Annotated in this window: 10 protein-coding genes; all 10 read left to right on the top strand. The window is 45.4% G+C overall.

What is annotated here, in order from left to right:
• Window positions 1-97: 97 nt before the first annotated feature.
• Window positions 98-1,633 carry a hypothetical protein gene (locus BXO88_RS01160; RefSeq protein ID WP_078035937.1) on the top strand — a complete coding sequence of 512 codons (1,536 nt, stop codon included), beginning with the start codon at window positions 98-100 and terminating at the stop codon, window positions 1,631-1,633.
• Between the two features lie 231 nt (window positions 1,634-1,864).
• Window positions 1,865-2,998 (top strand): winged helix-turn-helix transcriptional regulator, encoded by a 1,134-nt coding sequence (locus BXO88_RS16780; RefSeq protein ID WP_242945121.1) that lies wholly within the window; start codon window positions 1,865-1,867, stop codon window positions 2,996-2,998.
• A 9-nt stretch (window positions 2,999-3,007) separates the two neighbouring features.
• Complete coding sequence (locus BXO88_RS01175; protein WP_078035938.1) at window positions 3,008-4,345, top strand: sensor histidine kinase; 1,338 nt, start codon at window positions 3,008-3,010, stop codon at window positions 4,343-4,345.
• A 1,408-nt stretch (window positions 4,346-5,753) separates the two neighbouring features.
• Complete coding sequence (locus BXO88_RS01180) at window positions 5,754-6,521, top strand: sulfite exporter TauE/SafE family protein (RefSeq protein ID WP_078035939.1); 768 nt, start codon at window positions 5,754-5,756, stop codon at window positions 6,519-6,521.
• Between the two features lie 107 nt (window positions 6,522-6,628).
• Window positions 6,629-8,845 carry a thiamine pyrophosphate-binding protein gene (locus BXO88_RS01185; RefSeq protein WP_078035940.1) on the top strand — a complete coding sequence of 739 codons (2,217 nt, stop codon included), beginning with the start codon at window positions 6,629-6,631 and terminating at the stop codon, window positions 8,843-8,845.
• Between the two features lie 59 nt (window positions 8,846-8,904).
• Window positions 8,905-9,885, top strand: coding sequence for an NAD-dependent epimerase/dehydratase family protein (locus tag BXO88_RS01190; RefSeq protein ID WP_078035941.1), 981 nt, complete (start codon window positions 8,905-8,907; stop codon window positions 9,883-9,885).
• Window positions 9,886-9,963: 78 nt separating this feature from the next.
• The gene (locus BXO88_RS01195) at window positions 9,964-11,337 is read left to right on the top strand and encodes a methyltransferase domain-containing protein (RefSeq protein ID WP_139355466.1); all 1,374 of its coding nucleotides are present in this window, start codon (window positions 9,964-9,966) and stop codon (window positions 11,335-11,337) included.
• 101 nt (window positions 11,338-11,438) lie between these two features.
• Window positions 11,439-12,680: an alcohol dehydrogenase catalytic domain-containing protein gene (locus BXO88_RS01200; protein WP_078035942.1), complete on the top strand. Its 1,242-nt coding sequence runs from the start codon at window positions 11,439-11,441 to the stop codon at window positions 12,678-12,680.
• Between the two features lie 134 nt (window positions 12,681-12,814).
• On the top strand, window positions 12,815-13,873 hold the full coding sequence (locus tag BXO88_RS01205) for a glycosyltransferase family 2 protein (RefSeq protein ID WP_078035943.1): 1,059 nt from the start codon (window positions 12,815-12,817) through the stop codon (window positions 13,871-13,873).
• A gap of 19 nt (window positions 13,874-13,892) precedes the next feature.
• A complete protein-coding gene (locus BXO88_RS01210) occupies window positions 13,893-16,253 on the top strand; it encodes a glycosyltransferase family 2 protein (protein ID WP_078035944.1) in 2,361 nt (786 codons plus the stop codon).
• Window positions 16,254-16,357 lie beyond the last annotated feature (104 nt).

A 16,357-nucleotide genomic window follows, 5' to 3' on the forward strand; every position in this document is an offset into this window, starting at 1 on the left:
CCGATAATCTAGTTTAGCCGTCGTGACCCGGGCTAATATAACCACGAGCTCGAAAAGAGCAACGAAAAACATGATTTGGTTATATTAGGAGGTCAAAATGATCGTAAATAGAAACAACGGAAAGAACAGGTGGATCCCATCTATAGGAAAAACTGTTCTTGCAGCAGGCGCTATAGCAACATTTATGGCTACAGGAGCCCTGGCCGCAGGCTGGCAGCAGGAAGGTGAGGAGTGGTACTACGTCGACAGCGACGGAAACTATGTGACAGACAGCTGGAAGGTTTCAGACGGAAAGTATTATTACCTTGGATCCGACGGAACACTTGCCAAAAACACACTGATCGAGGATAGTAACGGCTACTATTATGTAGGCTCAGACGGTGCCATGGTGACCAACACCTGGAAGGCTGTGACCACAGACGATGACAATTATGACGGCTATGCCTGGTACTATTTCCGCGATACAGGAAAGGCTTATACCGACACATCTACGCCGGTGACCATCAGCGGTAAAAAGTATATGTTCGACGAAGAGGGCAAGATGCTCTACGGATATGTGGATGAGAGCGGAGAGATGATCGATGTCTCGGATGACCCTCAGGCGGTTTATGAAGCCGTATGGTACTTCGGCGACAAGGACAGCGGTGCCATGGTGACGGGCTGGCATCAGTACGAAGAGGACCTTACGACGGCAGATGATACCTATGAGGATTACTCAACCATCTGGTTCTACTTCAAGTCTGAAAACGGAAAGAAGCTTACCGATACAACAAAGGTCATCAATTCCTACAGATATACCTTCGATTCTAACGGTGTCATGATCTCAGGATGGGATGACGATGCATCCTCATCCACAACATACAGATACTCTGATCTCTCTTCAGGATCTATAAAGAAGAACTCTTGGGTACAGGCTATTCCAAGTGAAGAGATGAATTCGACCGATTATGAGGATTCAACATACCGCTGGTTCTATACAAACAGCTCAGGATATGTCATCACTAACCAGGCAAAGAAGATAAATTCAAAGTGGTACTATTTCAATGATTGCGGAATCATGCAGAGCGGTCTTCTGGTACTTAATTCAAGCTCCATTTCAAGCTGCAGTTCTATAGTAAAGGATCTTGATGAGGATGAAATAACAGCAGAAGACATCTACGACCTCGGAGATGCTAACGGGGGAGATCTCAATCTCTATTACTTCGGTGATGAGAACAGCGGTGCCATGAAGAAGGACGGAACCGTAAACATCACACTATCAGATGATACCTATACCTTCTATTTCAACGCTAACGGTAAGGCATACAACGGAATCAAGAGCAAGAAGTACTATAAGTACGGTATCTTACAGAAGGCTTCAAGCGATGAATATTATAAGCTTGTAGAGTACGGTGACACCGGAAGCTACTTACTTGTAAACACGTCAGGAACAGTCGTAAGCAGCGGATATGTAAGGGATGCGGATGAGAACTACTATGCGATCTATGACGGAAAGGTAGCATATATCAAGTCCGATGACCTCGCAGCAAAGGCGGCTTCTGCATACAAGTCAGGAGAAGAGACCTTCACATATAACTCTGAAACATATGAAACAGAGAAATACGTAACAAAGGAGTACACACTCTATAGCTAAATAAGCTGATTTGTAAATAACTTAGAAACTGAAAATCACTCCCCAAAAACAAGCTTTCCGATCCGTATGGATTTAGACGGATCAGAAAATAAAGCGGCTCAATGCTTCTGCCGTAAACACTTACCTCCGATCCGGAAACGGACCGGAGGTTCTTTTGTTCTCATAAGCTTATTCAGTCTCATTTCAGAAAATAATGTTAGAATCTGCGGAAAATAGGACAAGAGGGTAAAGATGGAAGAGAAACTTATATATGTAATAGACGATGAAAAAGATATAAGGGAGATGGAGAAGACCTTCCTTGAGAATGAAGGATACCGGGTGGAGACCTTTGCAAATGCTGACGATGCCATGGCTGTCATGGGGCTTGCAGAAGCAGATGAAGACGTGAGACATCCCGGTACTGCCGCGAACTTATGCACTCATTATGACGGAATGCCTGATCTTATCCTGATGGATATAATGATGCCCGGAACCGGGGGACTTACGGCTTGCAGCAGGATAAGAAAGTCTGAAGATCCACGCTTACGGGCTCTGCCTGTGATACTGGTTTCTGCAAAAGACACACCCCTTGACAGAGTGACAGGACTTACTATGGGGAGCGATGACTATCTGATAAAACCGTTTCTTCCTCTTGAACTAGTCGCGAGAGTGAAAGCGCTCCTGAGACGGTCAGATATTCTCAGGGATCAGCTGCTGAATTCCACGGAAAATATGATTTTAAATGAAGACGGAACTAAAATCTTAGGAGAAAATTCCGGAAAAAACCTAAACGGGGTAAAAAGACCACAGAATGTGGGTGAAAATCAGGAAAAATGTGGAAATCTTGTGGTGAATTTTGCGGCTCACAGGGTCTATGTGGAATGTGGAAGTGGAAACCCACGGAATTCCGGTCCGGTCTATGAAGTGAATGTGGATAAAGATGCCTATAAATCCGTGGTAGACATACATTCAGAGGCTAGAAAGATTTCCGGAATAAAATATAATGAAAAATTCTCCAATGGGGAAGAAAGAATCACCGCTTTGGAGGTAGACAATTTTAAGGGTATAAAAATCGACAAAAAAAGCCTGAAAAATGAAGAATTTGAAGAAAACGAAGAAAAAATTAAAGGGAAAAGAATCATGGAGGTCCAGGTGACACCTATGGAGTTCGATTTCGTCAGCTTTCTTATACTCAGAAAAGAGACCGCTGTATCCAAAGCTGAGCTTCTCAGGAATGTGTGGAAATTGCCCGATGCAGAGCTCCTGGAGGACGTCAGAATGACTGATGACCTGGTAAAACGCCTGAGAAAGAAGCTAAGAGCAGCAGGATCCACCGCAAGGGTGGAAACTGTATGGGGCTTCGGATACAGAATGACGGAGAATTAAAGGTTAAAAATGAATTTGTTGAAGAGAAGATTAAGAATACTGCTTCCGGTCCTTACGGTGCTAATGCTTTTTACAGGAGCAATCTGGCTTGTTATAGAGAAGGGTGCAGGTAATTATCTGTCCTTTGCTGCTGAAACAGATGTTGATCAAAAAATGCGTGAAGTCAGGAAGGAGTATGAGAAACCACGCCCAAATGAGCTGGACTTTCAGAATTCCGTGAAAAGGTACTTCAGCTTTGAGCCGGATGATGCCGAACTTTTGATTCTGGATGCCGAAAAAAATGTGGTGTTCCATTCCTCAGGGAGAAATTACCGGAGCAATCTCGTTCAGGAGCTCGCAGAAGCCCTCGAAAAGGCCCATATAGGCGAGAAAAGCACTTCAGTGGACATAGATGGGGACAAATACCAGGTAGCGCTGTTTAAAGCGAATCAGTACTACATCGTCTACAGGAAAGTGGAGAACGCAGCCATACTGCTCAGACAGATGCGATACTACATCCTCTGGATCACAGCTCCGATGATGCTAATAGCTTCGATTTTCATCTTTTTGCTGTCAAACAGGATGGAGAAAAGAGAAAGAGAGCTGGAGAGGCAGAGAGAACACGAAAAAATGGTGCTTGAAGCCCAGAGGGAGAAGGAAAGACTGGCGAAAGAAGTGGAGAGAGAAAGGGCTGATAATGCAGCCAGGACTCAGGAGGCAAGAGAGAGGCTTTTTCGCGACATTTCACATGATCTCAGGACCCCTTTAGTATCCATAATCGGATATGCCGACGGGATTGAAAGGGGGATAATTACCGAACCTGAGAGAGCAGCCTCCGTCATAGTGAGAGAAGGCAGAAGGATACAGAGACTTTTGGAATCAAGCCTGACACTATCGAAGCTGGATTCAGATGCATGGCCTAAAAACAGAGTCCGCCTTTCCTTTAACGAGCTCATATCAGAACAGGTAGAAGTCCTTGAAAAGCTTGATGACAGTAAGAAACTGGTGTTTGAAGAGGATGAAGATGTTGACGAGGAAATCATGGCGACTACAGATCCTGACCTTCTGATACGCATACTGCAAAATATAGTCTCTGACTGTATGAGATATGCGGAAACGGAAGTGGAGATCAGGCTTATGGGGGGAGAATCTGTGACTATTGAGATCTCGGATGACGGACCCGGGATCTCAGACGAAGATCTTCCTCACATGTTTGAGCTGTACTACAAGGGAAAGGATGGAAAATACGGCATAGGTCTGTCTGTTGTTTCGAGTGCCGTAAAGTATCTCGGAGGTAGCATTGAAGTAAAAAATAAGCCTTCGCCGGAGCATGGAGCTGTGTATACACTCGTTTTGCCGCAAAATTAAATTTTCCAAAATGGATGGATGATTTAAGCGAAAACGCATAAAATTTTAAAATCAGGCGATTTCAGACGTTTTTCAGTGCAGACGCAAATTTGGCTGACGGATTTATTTGAGCGACCTTTCCGGGGCATTTTGAAAATCATCCGGTAAAGGGATAAAAGGGGATAATTTGAATTATGAAAGTACGGAGATGCAGAGAGAGCAGAAATGAATTCTCTGCATCTTTTTTCTTTTATCTTCAAAAACCCTGATTTCACTATATGACCAGATTACTACCGTTTGCGAGAGAAAAAAGCAATTCCTCACGGAGAAAAGAAAAAAGCGGAAAAGCTATACGCTTAAAGCACAGAATGAAAAGAAAAGCTACCGTTTTTCTGACTTGCAGCCATTTTAAAGGGGATAAAGCAAAAATGAAATCACGTTTTTATGATGGTAAATTTATGCCGATTTTCGTGAAAAACAGAAAAACTCGTAAAATATGAAAGTTATCTAAAAAATTAATAGAAAAAAATAAATTTGAGTATCCTCCAAATGAAATTTTAGTGAAAAGAAACTTAATTATTAAATAGATAATGATGGTATGAAGATTTATAAGAAGAAACGATAAAATGGATATGATCAGATTAAATACTTAAGAAAATGCCTGGAATTTCATTAAATAGAAAAGCAAGCTGTTACAACTATATATAGGGATGGATACGATATAATTACTAAATAGAGGAATGGGAAAACAGAAGTTTTGCCAAAAAATTAAAGAAAATAATTTCAAAAAAATATAAGTGTAGAAAATAGCGTTTCAACGGTGGTAAATGGGAGTTTTTTGACTTGTTTCAGAGCGTATAAATCATGTAAAAACCATAGATCAACCTTTAGAAATTACATCCGGAACTCAGCCGGTACAGGTTTCCCTTTTTAAAAGGCGTTTTTTTGAATGGGAGTATTAATTCCATAAAGAATATTGCATTTTGAAGCCGATTTTCTAAGGGACCGGAAATAAACTATATGAGAATGCCAATAATGTGCGATTAGGGGTGGAATACATCACCAAAAAGCATCAAAAACTGTTAAGGGGAGTAAATATGGGTAAAAAATGGCACAAAATGAAGCAAAGTAAAATGTGAAATTCAGCATTGAAGACCGAAAAGTTAATTATTTAACAGCCGGGCAAAGGCAATGCAAGCCTTGGATTATTAAAAATCTGAATTCTGAGGCAAAAAATAAGAAACTAGCAAATTGCGCAAAATATATCCATATTTTGTTGATTTTTAAAATTTGAACAAAAGATATTTGTTATTAAATCTATAGCAATAGCCCAATAATTTAACAATTGCGTTTTTGTTTGTCTTTTTACGAAAAAGGTATAGACTAAGAGGAAAAAATATTAGAGGAAGCTATAAAAGGAAACTGAAATATGACTATTACTGTGTTTACATATCTTATTTGTTGCCCGTTGTTGTTTCTGGCAGGTCTGGTTGATTCCATAGGCGGAGGCGGGGGGCTTATTTCTCTGCCGGCTTATCTTCTTGCGGGACTGCCTGTACATACAGCCATAGCCACCAACAAGCTTTCAAGTGCCTGCGGAACAACTGTTTCAACTGTGAGATTTATCAAAGAAGGACTTGTCAACTGGAGGATTGCTGTACCGTCTATAATTGCCGCCGTCATAGGTTCATCCTTCGGCGCCAGATTAAGCCTCGTGATCCCTGAAAAGGTTCTTATATATATACTCATTGTGGTACTTCCGGTCACTGCATTCATAGTACTGAACAGAAAGATCTTTAAGGATAACGGAAGCACGACAGTGGAACTTGACAAAAAAACATATATCACTGCTGTGATCGCCGCTCTGGTCATAGGCTTTTACGACGGTTTTTACGGTCCCGGCACAGGAACATTCCTTATTATCGCATTTACAGTTTTTGCAAAGCTTGGAGTAAAGACTGCGAACGGGCAGACAAAGGCGATAAATCTGACCACCAACATCACATCTCTTATTATCTTTTTCCTTAACGGACAGGTACTTTTTGCAGTGGGACTTCCCTGTGCACTCTGCAACATGGCAGGTAACTACATAGGCTCCGGCCTCGTGATGAAGAACGGGATCAAGGTCGTACGCCCATCCATCATGGCTGTTCTGGGGCTTCTCGCCATAAAGATAGTGACAGAACATGTGCTGTGAGGCTAAAATAAAAGCCGGTTTAATTTAGAGTCGTGCAAAAATAGAATGATGGCAGGCTGACGTGAAGCTATAGCAGATGTCAGTATTCAGTGCGAAAGGTAAAGATAATGAAAATTAAAGTAGCTAAGTATATATCAGAAAAACTTGTGGAGAACGGCATAACCCAGAACTTCTCAGTCACAGGAGGCGGTGCCATGCATCTCAACGATGCTTTCGGACATCAAAAGGGCATGCACACCCTCTACCAGCATCATGAGCAGGCATGCGCCATGGCAGCAGAGTCCTATGCCCGTATCTATAACAGACCGGCACTTCTCTGCGTGACTTCCGGTCCCGGTGGAACCAATGCCATCACAGGAGTCCTCGGAGCATGGCTTGACTCCATCCCTATGATCGTTGTCTCCGGACAGGTTCGCTATGACAATACAGCGAGATGGGCAGAAGAGCAGAACGGAACACGCCTTCGTGCCATGGGAGATCAGGAGTTTGAGATCACTAAGTCCATATCCTGCATGACGAAGTATGCGGAGATGCTCAGTGATCCTATGAGAGTGCGCTATGCAGTGGAAAAATGCATTTACCTCTCACAGACCGGCCGTCCGGGACCTGTATGGCTGGATATCCCCGTAGATGTACAGGGAAGCTTCATTGAAACAGATGATCTCGTAGGATTTGACAGAGAGAATTACGAGGCAGGTGGTGACGGTTGGGCAGCCGGTGGCGAAAATTCTCATCGGATACCGGCTGACAGTGACACCGGGAATCGTGAGAAGCCGGTTCCGGCACTGGATCCATCTGTACCGCTGAAGATCATAGAGAAGATCCGTGAGGCAGAGCGTCCTGTATTCTATACAGGAAACGGAATCCGCATCGCGGGAGCGGAAACACTGTTCCTTGAGGCCGCACATCGACTTAACATTCCTGTGGTCGTCGGCTGGAACGGACCTGACATCATCCCGACAGAAGATCCGCTTTATGCCGGACGTCCCGGTGGAAGAGGAGACCGTCCGGGAAACCTTTCCGTGCAGAATGCAGACCTTATACTTAGTATCGGCTCCAGACTCAACATCCGTCAGGTGGGTTATAACTTCAAAACCTGGGCGAGAGATGCTTACGTTATCGTCAACGATATAGATATAGAGGAACTTAAGAAGCCTTCTGTTCATTGCGACATGGCGATCCATGCGGATGCGAGAGCTCTTCTCAAGGCGCTCCTCCATGAGCTTGATAAGATGGGCATAACCAGAGATGAACCGTTATTCAAGGGCGGAAAGGGCATCCTCAGAGAAGATGCAAAGAGCATATGCCATAACGACAAGGCAAAGGCTGTAGCAGATGGTGAGTGGGCTCAGAAGACTGCGACCGGAGAGTCTCGTGACAATTGTGCCGGAAAAGATGAGCTTCGTCTCAGCTGGCTGGAGACTTGCGCCTTCTATAGAGAGAACTATCCGACAGTGCTTCCTGAGCACTTTACACCTAACAGTGAAGATCCTGACAGGCAGGATGATCCTGAGAATCGTGCCAATGTCTATGCCGTAATTGATATCATTTCCCGTCTGGCAGAGCCGGGACAGGTCACAGTGGTAGGAAACGGCTCCCCTTGTGTTGCAGGAGGACAGGCTTACATCATCAAGAACGGAACCAGATTTATCTCACAGGACGGCGTGGCTTCCATGGGATACGGACTTCCTGCAGCCATAGGTGCGGCAGTGGCTGTTCATGCGGTCAATTCAAAGGATGACCCTTCTTACTATGAGACAGAGGATGAAAGACTTAAGGCAGAGATACATGATCCGTACTGGACAGGAAAAGACGAGACCTATCCTCCATACGAGAAGCATGACATAATCCTTCTTACAGGAGACGGCTCCATTCAGATGAATCTGCAGGAGCTTCAGACCATCATAAGCCACAGGATGCCGATAAAGATATTTGTCATAAACAACGGAGGATACCACTCCATCAGACAGACCCAGACGAACCTCTTCAAGGGAGAGCCTCTGGTGGGCATAGGTGTTGACTCAGGTATAGAGGGTATAAATGACCTTAGCTTCCCGGATATGGAGAAGCTGGCAATGGCTTATGGTTATCCGTTTATGAGAGTATCCCGCAACCAGGATCTGGAAGAGACATTCAAAAAGACCATGGAAACAGAGGGACCTGTTATCTGCGAGATAATGGTGACCATGTCTCAGCAGTTCCTGCCTAAATCGGCTGCCAAAAAGCTTCCGGACGGAAGTATAGTGAGCCCTCCGCTTGAGGATCTTGCCCCTTACCTTTCAGAAGACGAAATGAACAAAATAATGCTTGTCAAACGTATATAAAAGGGTATTATTAGGGGTAGGCAATAAGCCTTAGAGTATAGGGAAGAGGGGAACACCGTATGAAAGTACTTATTACCGGAGTCACCAGTTTTCTTGGTGTATATACAGCACTCCAGCTTTTAGGGGAAGATCATGAGGTGATCGGGGCAGTAAGACCCGGAAGTAAAAACGAAGCTGTTCTGGATGAAAGAGGTATAACCAAGTATTCCAACTACAGGACAGTCTACATGGATTTTGATGAGCTGCCGGATGCAGAGTGTGGCGAGGAGCATTTTGCCGAGTTTGTTGAAAAGTCGGGAGACGGCGGCAAGGTCATCGACGCGTGGATCCATTTCGCTTGGGATGGCATCGGATCTGCGGGAAGAGAGAACACAGACATTCAGATTCAGAACATTGAAAATGCTAAAAAAGCCTATATCATGGCGAAGCTCCTGGGAGCAAAGAAGTTTATCTTTGCAGGCTCACAGGCGGAGTATGGAGACGGTAATCACCGCTCTCCGAGACCTATAAGTCCATATGGCAAAGCAAAGCGTGCCTTCGGACGCTGGGCGACAGAGCAGAGTCTCCTTGGTCAGATCTATGACAAGGATGCCATGCAGTTCATCCATATGCGTATCTTCAGCGTGTATGGAGACGGAGACCACAAGACCAGTCTCGTCAACACGGTACTTAAGGGCTCCATCAAGAAGACTCCTGTAGTACTTGGACCATGCGTACAGAGATGGAACTATCTTGAGGTTCGTGACTGTGCCAGAGCCATAAGCATTCTCATTGAATCAAACGATACACGCACAGATGTATATGATATAGCAGGAAGCGATTCCAGAGTGCTGAAAAAGTATGTTCAGGCTATGAATGAGATAGCCGGTGGCGGAGCGGAGCTTGAATTTGGCATGCGAAGCAACAACGCTGAGGGCGGTTTCAGCATGTCGCCTGAGATCCTTAAGCTGCAGAGGCTTGGATTCAAGCAGGAGATCTCATTTGAAGATGGAATCGGTGAGCTGGTTGAAAAGAAGCGCATGGAGCTTGAAGCCGGCTGAAAGTAAGATTAATGAAGCCCTGATGGCGGATTTTCGTCCGCTGTCAGGGCTTTTGACTAGAAGAATAGAGAGAATGATATGAACATGAAATGTATAGCCTGCGGGCATGAAATAAAGAAGCTTATGACGGTTGAGAACATGCCTGCAAGTGCACAGAATATACCGAATGAAACTGAGCTGAAGGACGATCATCCTGTTACACTTGATCTCTGTCAGTGCCCTGAATGCGGTCTCGTACAGTTCGACTGCGAGCCGGTTGAATATTATAAGGATGTTATACGTGCCGGAGGCGGCACCAGAACTATGACCAGGCTCAGGCATGAGGAGTACGCAAGGCTTCTCGAGTATATGCAGGAGTATGGGATCAAAGGCAGAAATATAGTGGAAGTGGGCTGCGGAAGAGGCGAGTTCCTGAGGATGTGGCAGAATCTCGATGAGGATAAGGATGGAGCCAAGGCTCTTTCCGGTGACAGGGAGAAGGACCCGCTGTCTGGACAGCCAAAGGCAGCAGCCATCAGACTTACGGGAATCGAGCACAAGAAGGAGCTGGTGGAAGAAGCTGAAAAGATCCGAACTGAGACAGAGTGTCAGGATATGGGAAATACGTTTATGACATCAAAAGAAGAGACAGCCGAATCAGATAGTGATAGCCGGATCAGAAGAACTAAAGCTTCGGACAGGATCGATTATCAGGTTGTCGAAGGCTTTGCTGAAGGGGATTACAAAATTCCAAACGGACCCTTCGACGCCTTTGTACAGTTCAACTTCCTCGAGCATCAGCCGAATCCAAAGGATATGCTGCAGAACATCAGAAAGAATCTGAAAGAGAAGGCCCTTGGACTGGTCACTGTTCCGAGCTTCGAGTACATCCTTAAGTACAACGGATACTATGAGCTTCTTCGTGATCATATAGCGAACTATACTGAGTTTACGCTTCAAAAGCTCTTTCAGGATAACGGGTTCGAAGTGCTCGAGATGCGTACAGTGAACAGAGATACCATCGAGATAATAGTGAAAAAGGCTGAGCCGGAGGAGCTTACAAAGCTCTGCTATAACGGAGCACTTATCGATGTATCTGCATTGAAGGAAAGCTACGAAAGACTGGATAAAGAGGTCAATGCTCATATAGAACATCTCACAGAGGCCGGAAAGACCATGGCTGTCTGGGGAGCCAGTCATCAGGGCTTCACTCTTGCTGCGACCACAAAGCTCGGAGGAAAGGTGAAGTACATCATCGATTCCGCGAAATTCAAGCAGGGAAGATACGCGCCTGCATCACATATACCTATCGTTTCGCCGGAACATTTCCACGAAGAAAAGGTGGATGAGATACTTATAGTGGCTCCGGGATACACAGACGAGATCGCCTCCATCATCAGCGAGAAATACGGAAAAGATGTAAAGATACTTGTCCTGAAGACCGACAAGATAGAGGAATATGCAGCCGACTGATAAAATTTTTTGCAGATGGTTTATGCAAATAGATATAATTGCCCCGGTGTTCCCGGTTAAGTAAGAATATCGAATACATGATTTAATGACAGGAAGTAATAATGAAAGCACTTGTTTTAAAGGGAAGAGGAAAAATCGCATATATAGATAAGGCAGAACCGAAGCTTCTGGAGGAGCATGGGGTTCTTCTTGAGCCTGTACTGGTATCTCCATGCACTTCGGATGTTCACACCATATGGCAGGGAAGTCCTAAAAGAGATGATCTTACTTTGGGGCATGAAGTGATAGCCAGAGTGAGAAAAGCCGGAACCGGAGTAAAGGATTTTAAGCCGGGAGAAATAGTTGCGGTATCAGCCATAACCCCTGACTGGAGCCAGCCTGACGTGGATTTGAATTATGCCCACGCGGGGCACAACTTCAGCGCTCACATGATAGGAAAGTCCATAGACGGAGCTTTTCAGAGTGTCTTCTATCTTCCGTATGCAGATAAGAATCTTGCTCACATCCCTGAAGGCATGAGCCTTGAGGATGCGCTCATGTGCGTTGACGTAGTACAGACAGGATTTACTGCGGTTGAAGAAGCCGGAGTGAAGAGCGGAGATACAGTGGTGGTCATGGGCATTGGCGCCATAGGTCTTGCTGCCATCATGGGAAGTAAGCTTGCAGGAGCATCGAGGATTTTTGCGGTAGGCTCCAGAGAAGACAACGTTCGCATAGCAGAATCCATGAGCGATAGAAACTGCCGTGTAGAGGTTCTGAATTACAAGACTCTGAACTGCGACCTCCCTGAAGGCATGCACCCTCTTGCAAACTCCACCGGTTCATCTGTGGTGAACTACGTGCTTTCGGAGACAGGAACCAAAGGTGCCGATAAGGTGCTCATATGCGGTGGCAATGACTACAGCTTTCCACAGGCCGTTGATATGGTGAAATACGGTACGGGTGTTGTGGCCAACGTGATGTACTACGGCGCAGACACAGATGTACAGGATGAGGAATACAGAAATCTCACGAATGATATGAAGGATCCGGACAATGCTTCGCCCGAGACCGATGATCCGAGAGAAAAAAAGAGGACAAATACAGTTATCGACTCCATACAGATACCTAAATTCTCCATGGGACGCGGAATGGCAGGAAAGACTCTGAAGTTTTCTCTCAGCAAAGGCGGTCGGGAAAACCTTGAGAGAGTCATGAAGCTTATAGGGGAAAACGACCTGCATCCGTCAGTATTTATTACAGAGAGATATTCAGGAATAGACAAGATTGAACAGGCTATATATGACATGAAAGACAGGAAAGCCATAAAGATCGCAGTTGAGCTGAACGGTATATCTTGCTAAACTCATTGGCTGAGTGTACAATCGACTCTGTGCGTCCTGATGGAGGCCATGCCTAAAGGTGTAGCTTTTCGGAAGGATAAGATAGTGTATGAAGGATGCATAAATCAGATGATGCATCTTGAGAGGAAAACAATTTGAAAACAATCAGCATAGTAGTTCCATGCTACAACGAGGAAGAGAACGTGGTGCCTCTTTACAAGGCCATCAAAGCCATGTTTGAGGAAAGACTGCCTCACTACAAATATGAAATCATTTATATAGACAACGATTCCAAGGATAAGACCAGGGAGCTGGTGAGAGGACTCTGTGAAGAAGACAAGGACGTGAAGGCGATCTTCAATGCAAAGAACTTCGGACAGTTCAACAGCCCATACTACGGTATGCTCCAGTCAACAGGTGATGCCACCATGCTCATGGCTGCGGACTTCCAGGATCCTGTTGAGATGATCCCGGAATTCGTAAAGGCATGGGAGGAAGGCTACAAGATAGCCATCGGAGTAAAGACCCGTTCACAGGAAAACCCGCTCATGTACTGGCTGAGAGGCATCTACTACAAAGTCATAAAGAAGATGTCATCAGTAGATCAGATCGCTCAGTTCACAGGCTTTGGACTGTATGACAAGGCATTTATCAATGTCATGCGTAATCTGAACGACCCTACACCGTTTCTTCGTGGAATCGTAGCGGAGCTTGGATTCCGTCGAAAGGAGATTCCGTACACCCAGCCGCGCCGCCGCGCCGGGATAACTCACAACAACTGGTACTCACTCTATGATGCCGCCATGCTCAGCTTCACCAGTTACACCAAGGTGGGTCTCAGAGTAGCAGTGTTCTTCGGAGGAATCTGCAGTGCCATCAGCATGGCCATCGCCATCATCTATCTCATCATGAAGCTCATCTGGTGGGACAGATTCCCGGCAGGTATGGCGCCGATGCTTATAGGTATGCTGTTTCTGGGCTCCATACAGATCTTCTTCATAGGACTTTTGGGAGAGTATATCCTTTCCATCAACCAGAGGATCATGAAGAGACCGCTGGTAGTAGAGGAGGAGCGTCTCAATTTCGGAGATGCGCCTAAGTACCGCGGAGTTAAGGATATGGAAAAGAACGTAAATCGCTTTGCGGATCATCAGGTAAATCAGGTATCTGAAGAAGCCCTCAAAGATGAATCAAATTCCAGAATAGAGAAATAAGACCGGAGAAAATTCAGTTATGCGTTATAAAGTAGATGTTGCCGTATCCAGAGAAGGAAAGATCACCTTCCTCGGCTGGGCGTTCGGCAAAGATCCGGAAACTCCGGTGAAATATACAGTCCTCGATGGAGAAGGAAGACCCGTAGAAGGGACCGTAGTCGAATCTGTGAGACGAGATGAAGTAGCGGAAGCCTTTTTCAAGGACTACGAAAAGGAACACGGTCCGATCAAAAGAGAACTGGGTTATGACATTAACACGCCATATAAAAAGGGCGAGACCAGATATATCGTCATCGAAGTGGACGGAAAGACCAGAAAAGTAAAGTTCAACGACCAGATCCTCGAGTCCTTCAATTCGGTGGCTCATAAAAAAAGAGAAAAGCTCATGGCGCTGTTCCATTGGGAGACCGTGGAGGTTGCCTGGGAATATTTCAGAGACCACGGCTTTCGGGCTCTCTGGAAAAAATCCGTGCATCGTATAAAGGGCATTCAGGAGGACTACGACTACAACGAGTGGTATAAAAGAGAAAAGGTCACAGAGGAAGAGCTGGAGAAGCAGAGAAACACGGTCTTTGCGCTTCAGCCGAAGTTCTCTATCGTGATACCTGTCTATGAGACACCGGAGAAGTTCCTTCGGAAGATGCTCGCCTCCATAGAGAATCAGACCTACGGAAATTTTGAAGTCTGTGTGGCAGATGCGACTCCATATGATAAGTATGGAAAGGCAGATGCAGCGGGTAAGCTTCCAAAGGAAGTGCTTCAGGAGTTCCACGACAGAGATCAGAGATTCAGATTCAAGGTTCTGGATAGGAATCTCGGCATTTCTGACAATACCAATGCCGCCATTCAGATGGCTGAAGGGGAGTTCATCGTATTCGCAGATCATGATGATGAGCTTGAGCCAAATGCACTTTTTGAGTGCGCGAAGGCTGTAAACGAACATCCCGATGCAGTGATGATCTATTCCGACGAGGACAAGATAGATTTTGAGGACACCTACTACTTCGAGCCTCATTTCAAGAGTGATTTCAATCCTGATCTTCTTCGTTCTGTGAACTATGTGTGCCACCTCATGGCATTTAAGAAAGAGCTACTTGAGGCTATAGCCGAGGAGGATGAGGAAGGAAACAAGGTTTACGAGCGTAAGGCATATGACGGAGCTCAGGACCATGACCTCATACTGAGAGCAGTCGAAAAGGCTCAGGAGATGGAAAGAGAAAAAACCGGAGGAGACCTGTCGAAGCTTAGTGATTCCGACAGAAAGCTTCTCAAGGAAGGTCGATTCACCAGCTCGAATATCTGTCATATACAGAAGTCTCTCTATCACTGGAGATCACATCAGGCGTCCACAGCACAGCATCCGGAGGCAAAACTTTATGCCTTTGATGCCGGAGCAAGAGCAGTATATGATCACTGCAAGAGACTGGGACTTCCTGTAAAGAAGGTGGAGAAGGGGATAACCTACGGCTTCTATCACACGGTTTATGAGAACACTCAGCCGCTGATCTCGGTCATCATCCCTAACAAGGATCATACGGCTGATCTCGATAAGGCGATTCAGTCCCTTGCAGGCAGTAACTACAAGAATCTTGAGTTCATTGTGGTAGAGAACAATTCCGATCAGGAAGAGACCTGGAAGTATTATGAGGATATCCAGAAGCAGTATCCTACAGTACGTGTTGTGAAGTGGAAGGGTTCCTTTAATTATTCCGCTATCAACAACTTCGGTGTTAAGTTCTCGAGAGGAGAATATATTCTCTTCCTCAACAACGACATCGAGCTTATAGAGCCGGATTCTATCGACGAGATGATAGGTTATGTGCAGCGTGAAGACGTGGGAATCTGCGGTGCGAGACTCCTGTATCCTGATGAAGACATACAACATGCCGGAGTCATCATGGGAATGGGTGGAATCGCCGGAGCAGCATTTGTCCGTACCCACGATGCAGAGCTTTCCTATATGCACAGAGCGAAGTGCGTACAGGACTATTCCTGCGTAACAGCAGCCTGCCTTCTTACAAAGAGAAAGCTCTTTGATGAAGTAGGTGGCTTTACAGAAGAACTGGCTGTGGCATTCAACGACGTTGATTTCTGCATGAAGATAAGAGCTCTCGGCAAGCTTGTGGTATATAATCCATATGCCAAGTTTTATCACTACGAGTCGAAGTCCCGCGGTATGGAAGACACCCCTGAAAAGGTGGCGAGATTCAACAGCGAGATCGTCGAGTTCGCGAAGCGCTGGCCGGAGTGCCTGAGATACGGAGATCCGTATTATAACCCAGCCCTTACCTTTATGAAGTCAAACTTCACATTGAAGAACCTCGATAAGGAAGTGGTGGGAGAACCCTTCAGAATGGATATTCTGGAAGGCATAGTATAAAAGAGAAAGGAGGATGTTCGGCATCCTCCTTTCTCTTTTCTTACCTATTAAGAAAATTCTAATATCATTTTTATGGAAATTTCTGAAAACGAGAGTATACTTCC

The organism is Oribacterium sp. C9 (genome assembly GCF_002007235.1).
Lineage (GTDB): Bacteria > Bacillota > Clostridia > Lachnospirales > Lachnospiraceae > Oribacterium.

Coding starts and splice junctions, on each gene's coding strand:
- BXO88_RS01210 (WP_078035944.1), top strand. CDS start 13,893: ATGCGTTATAAAGTAGATGTTGCCGTATCCAGAGAAGGAAAGATCACC.
- BXO88_RS01160 (WP_078035937.1), top strand. CDS start 98: ATGATCGTAAATAGAAACAACGGAAAGAACAGGTGGATCCCATCTATA.
- BXO88_RS01185 (WP_078035940.1), top strand. CDS start 6,629: ATGAAAATTAAAGTAGCTAAGTATATATCAGAAAAACTTGTGGAGAAC.
- BXO88_RS01200 (WP_078035942.1), top strand. CDS start 11,439: ATGAAAGCACTTGTTTTAAAGGGAAGAGGAAAAATCGCATATATAGAT.
- BXO88_RS01190 (WP_078035941.1), top strand. CDS start 8,905: ATGAAAGTACTTATTACCGGAGTCACCAGTTTTCTTGGTGTATATACA.
- BXO88_RS16780 (WP_242945121.1), top strand. CDS start 1,865: ATGGAAGAGAAACTTATATATGTAATAGACGATGAAAAAGATATAAGG.
- BXO88_RS01180 (WP_078035939.1), top strand. CDS start 5,754: ATGACTATTACTGTGTTTACATATCTTATTTGTTGCCCGTTGTTGTTT.
- BXO88_RS01195 (WP_139355466.1), top strand. CDS start 9,964: ATGAACATGAAATGTATAGCCTGCGGGCATGAAATAAAGAAGCTTATG.
- BXO88_RS01175 (WP_078035938.1), top strand. CDS start 3,008: ATGAATTTGTTGAAGAGAAGATTAAGAATACTGCTTCCGGTCCTTACG.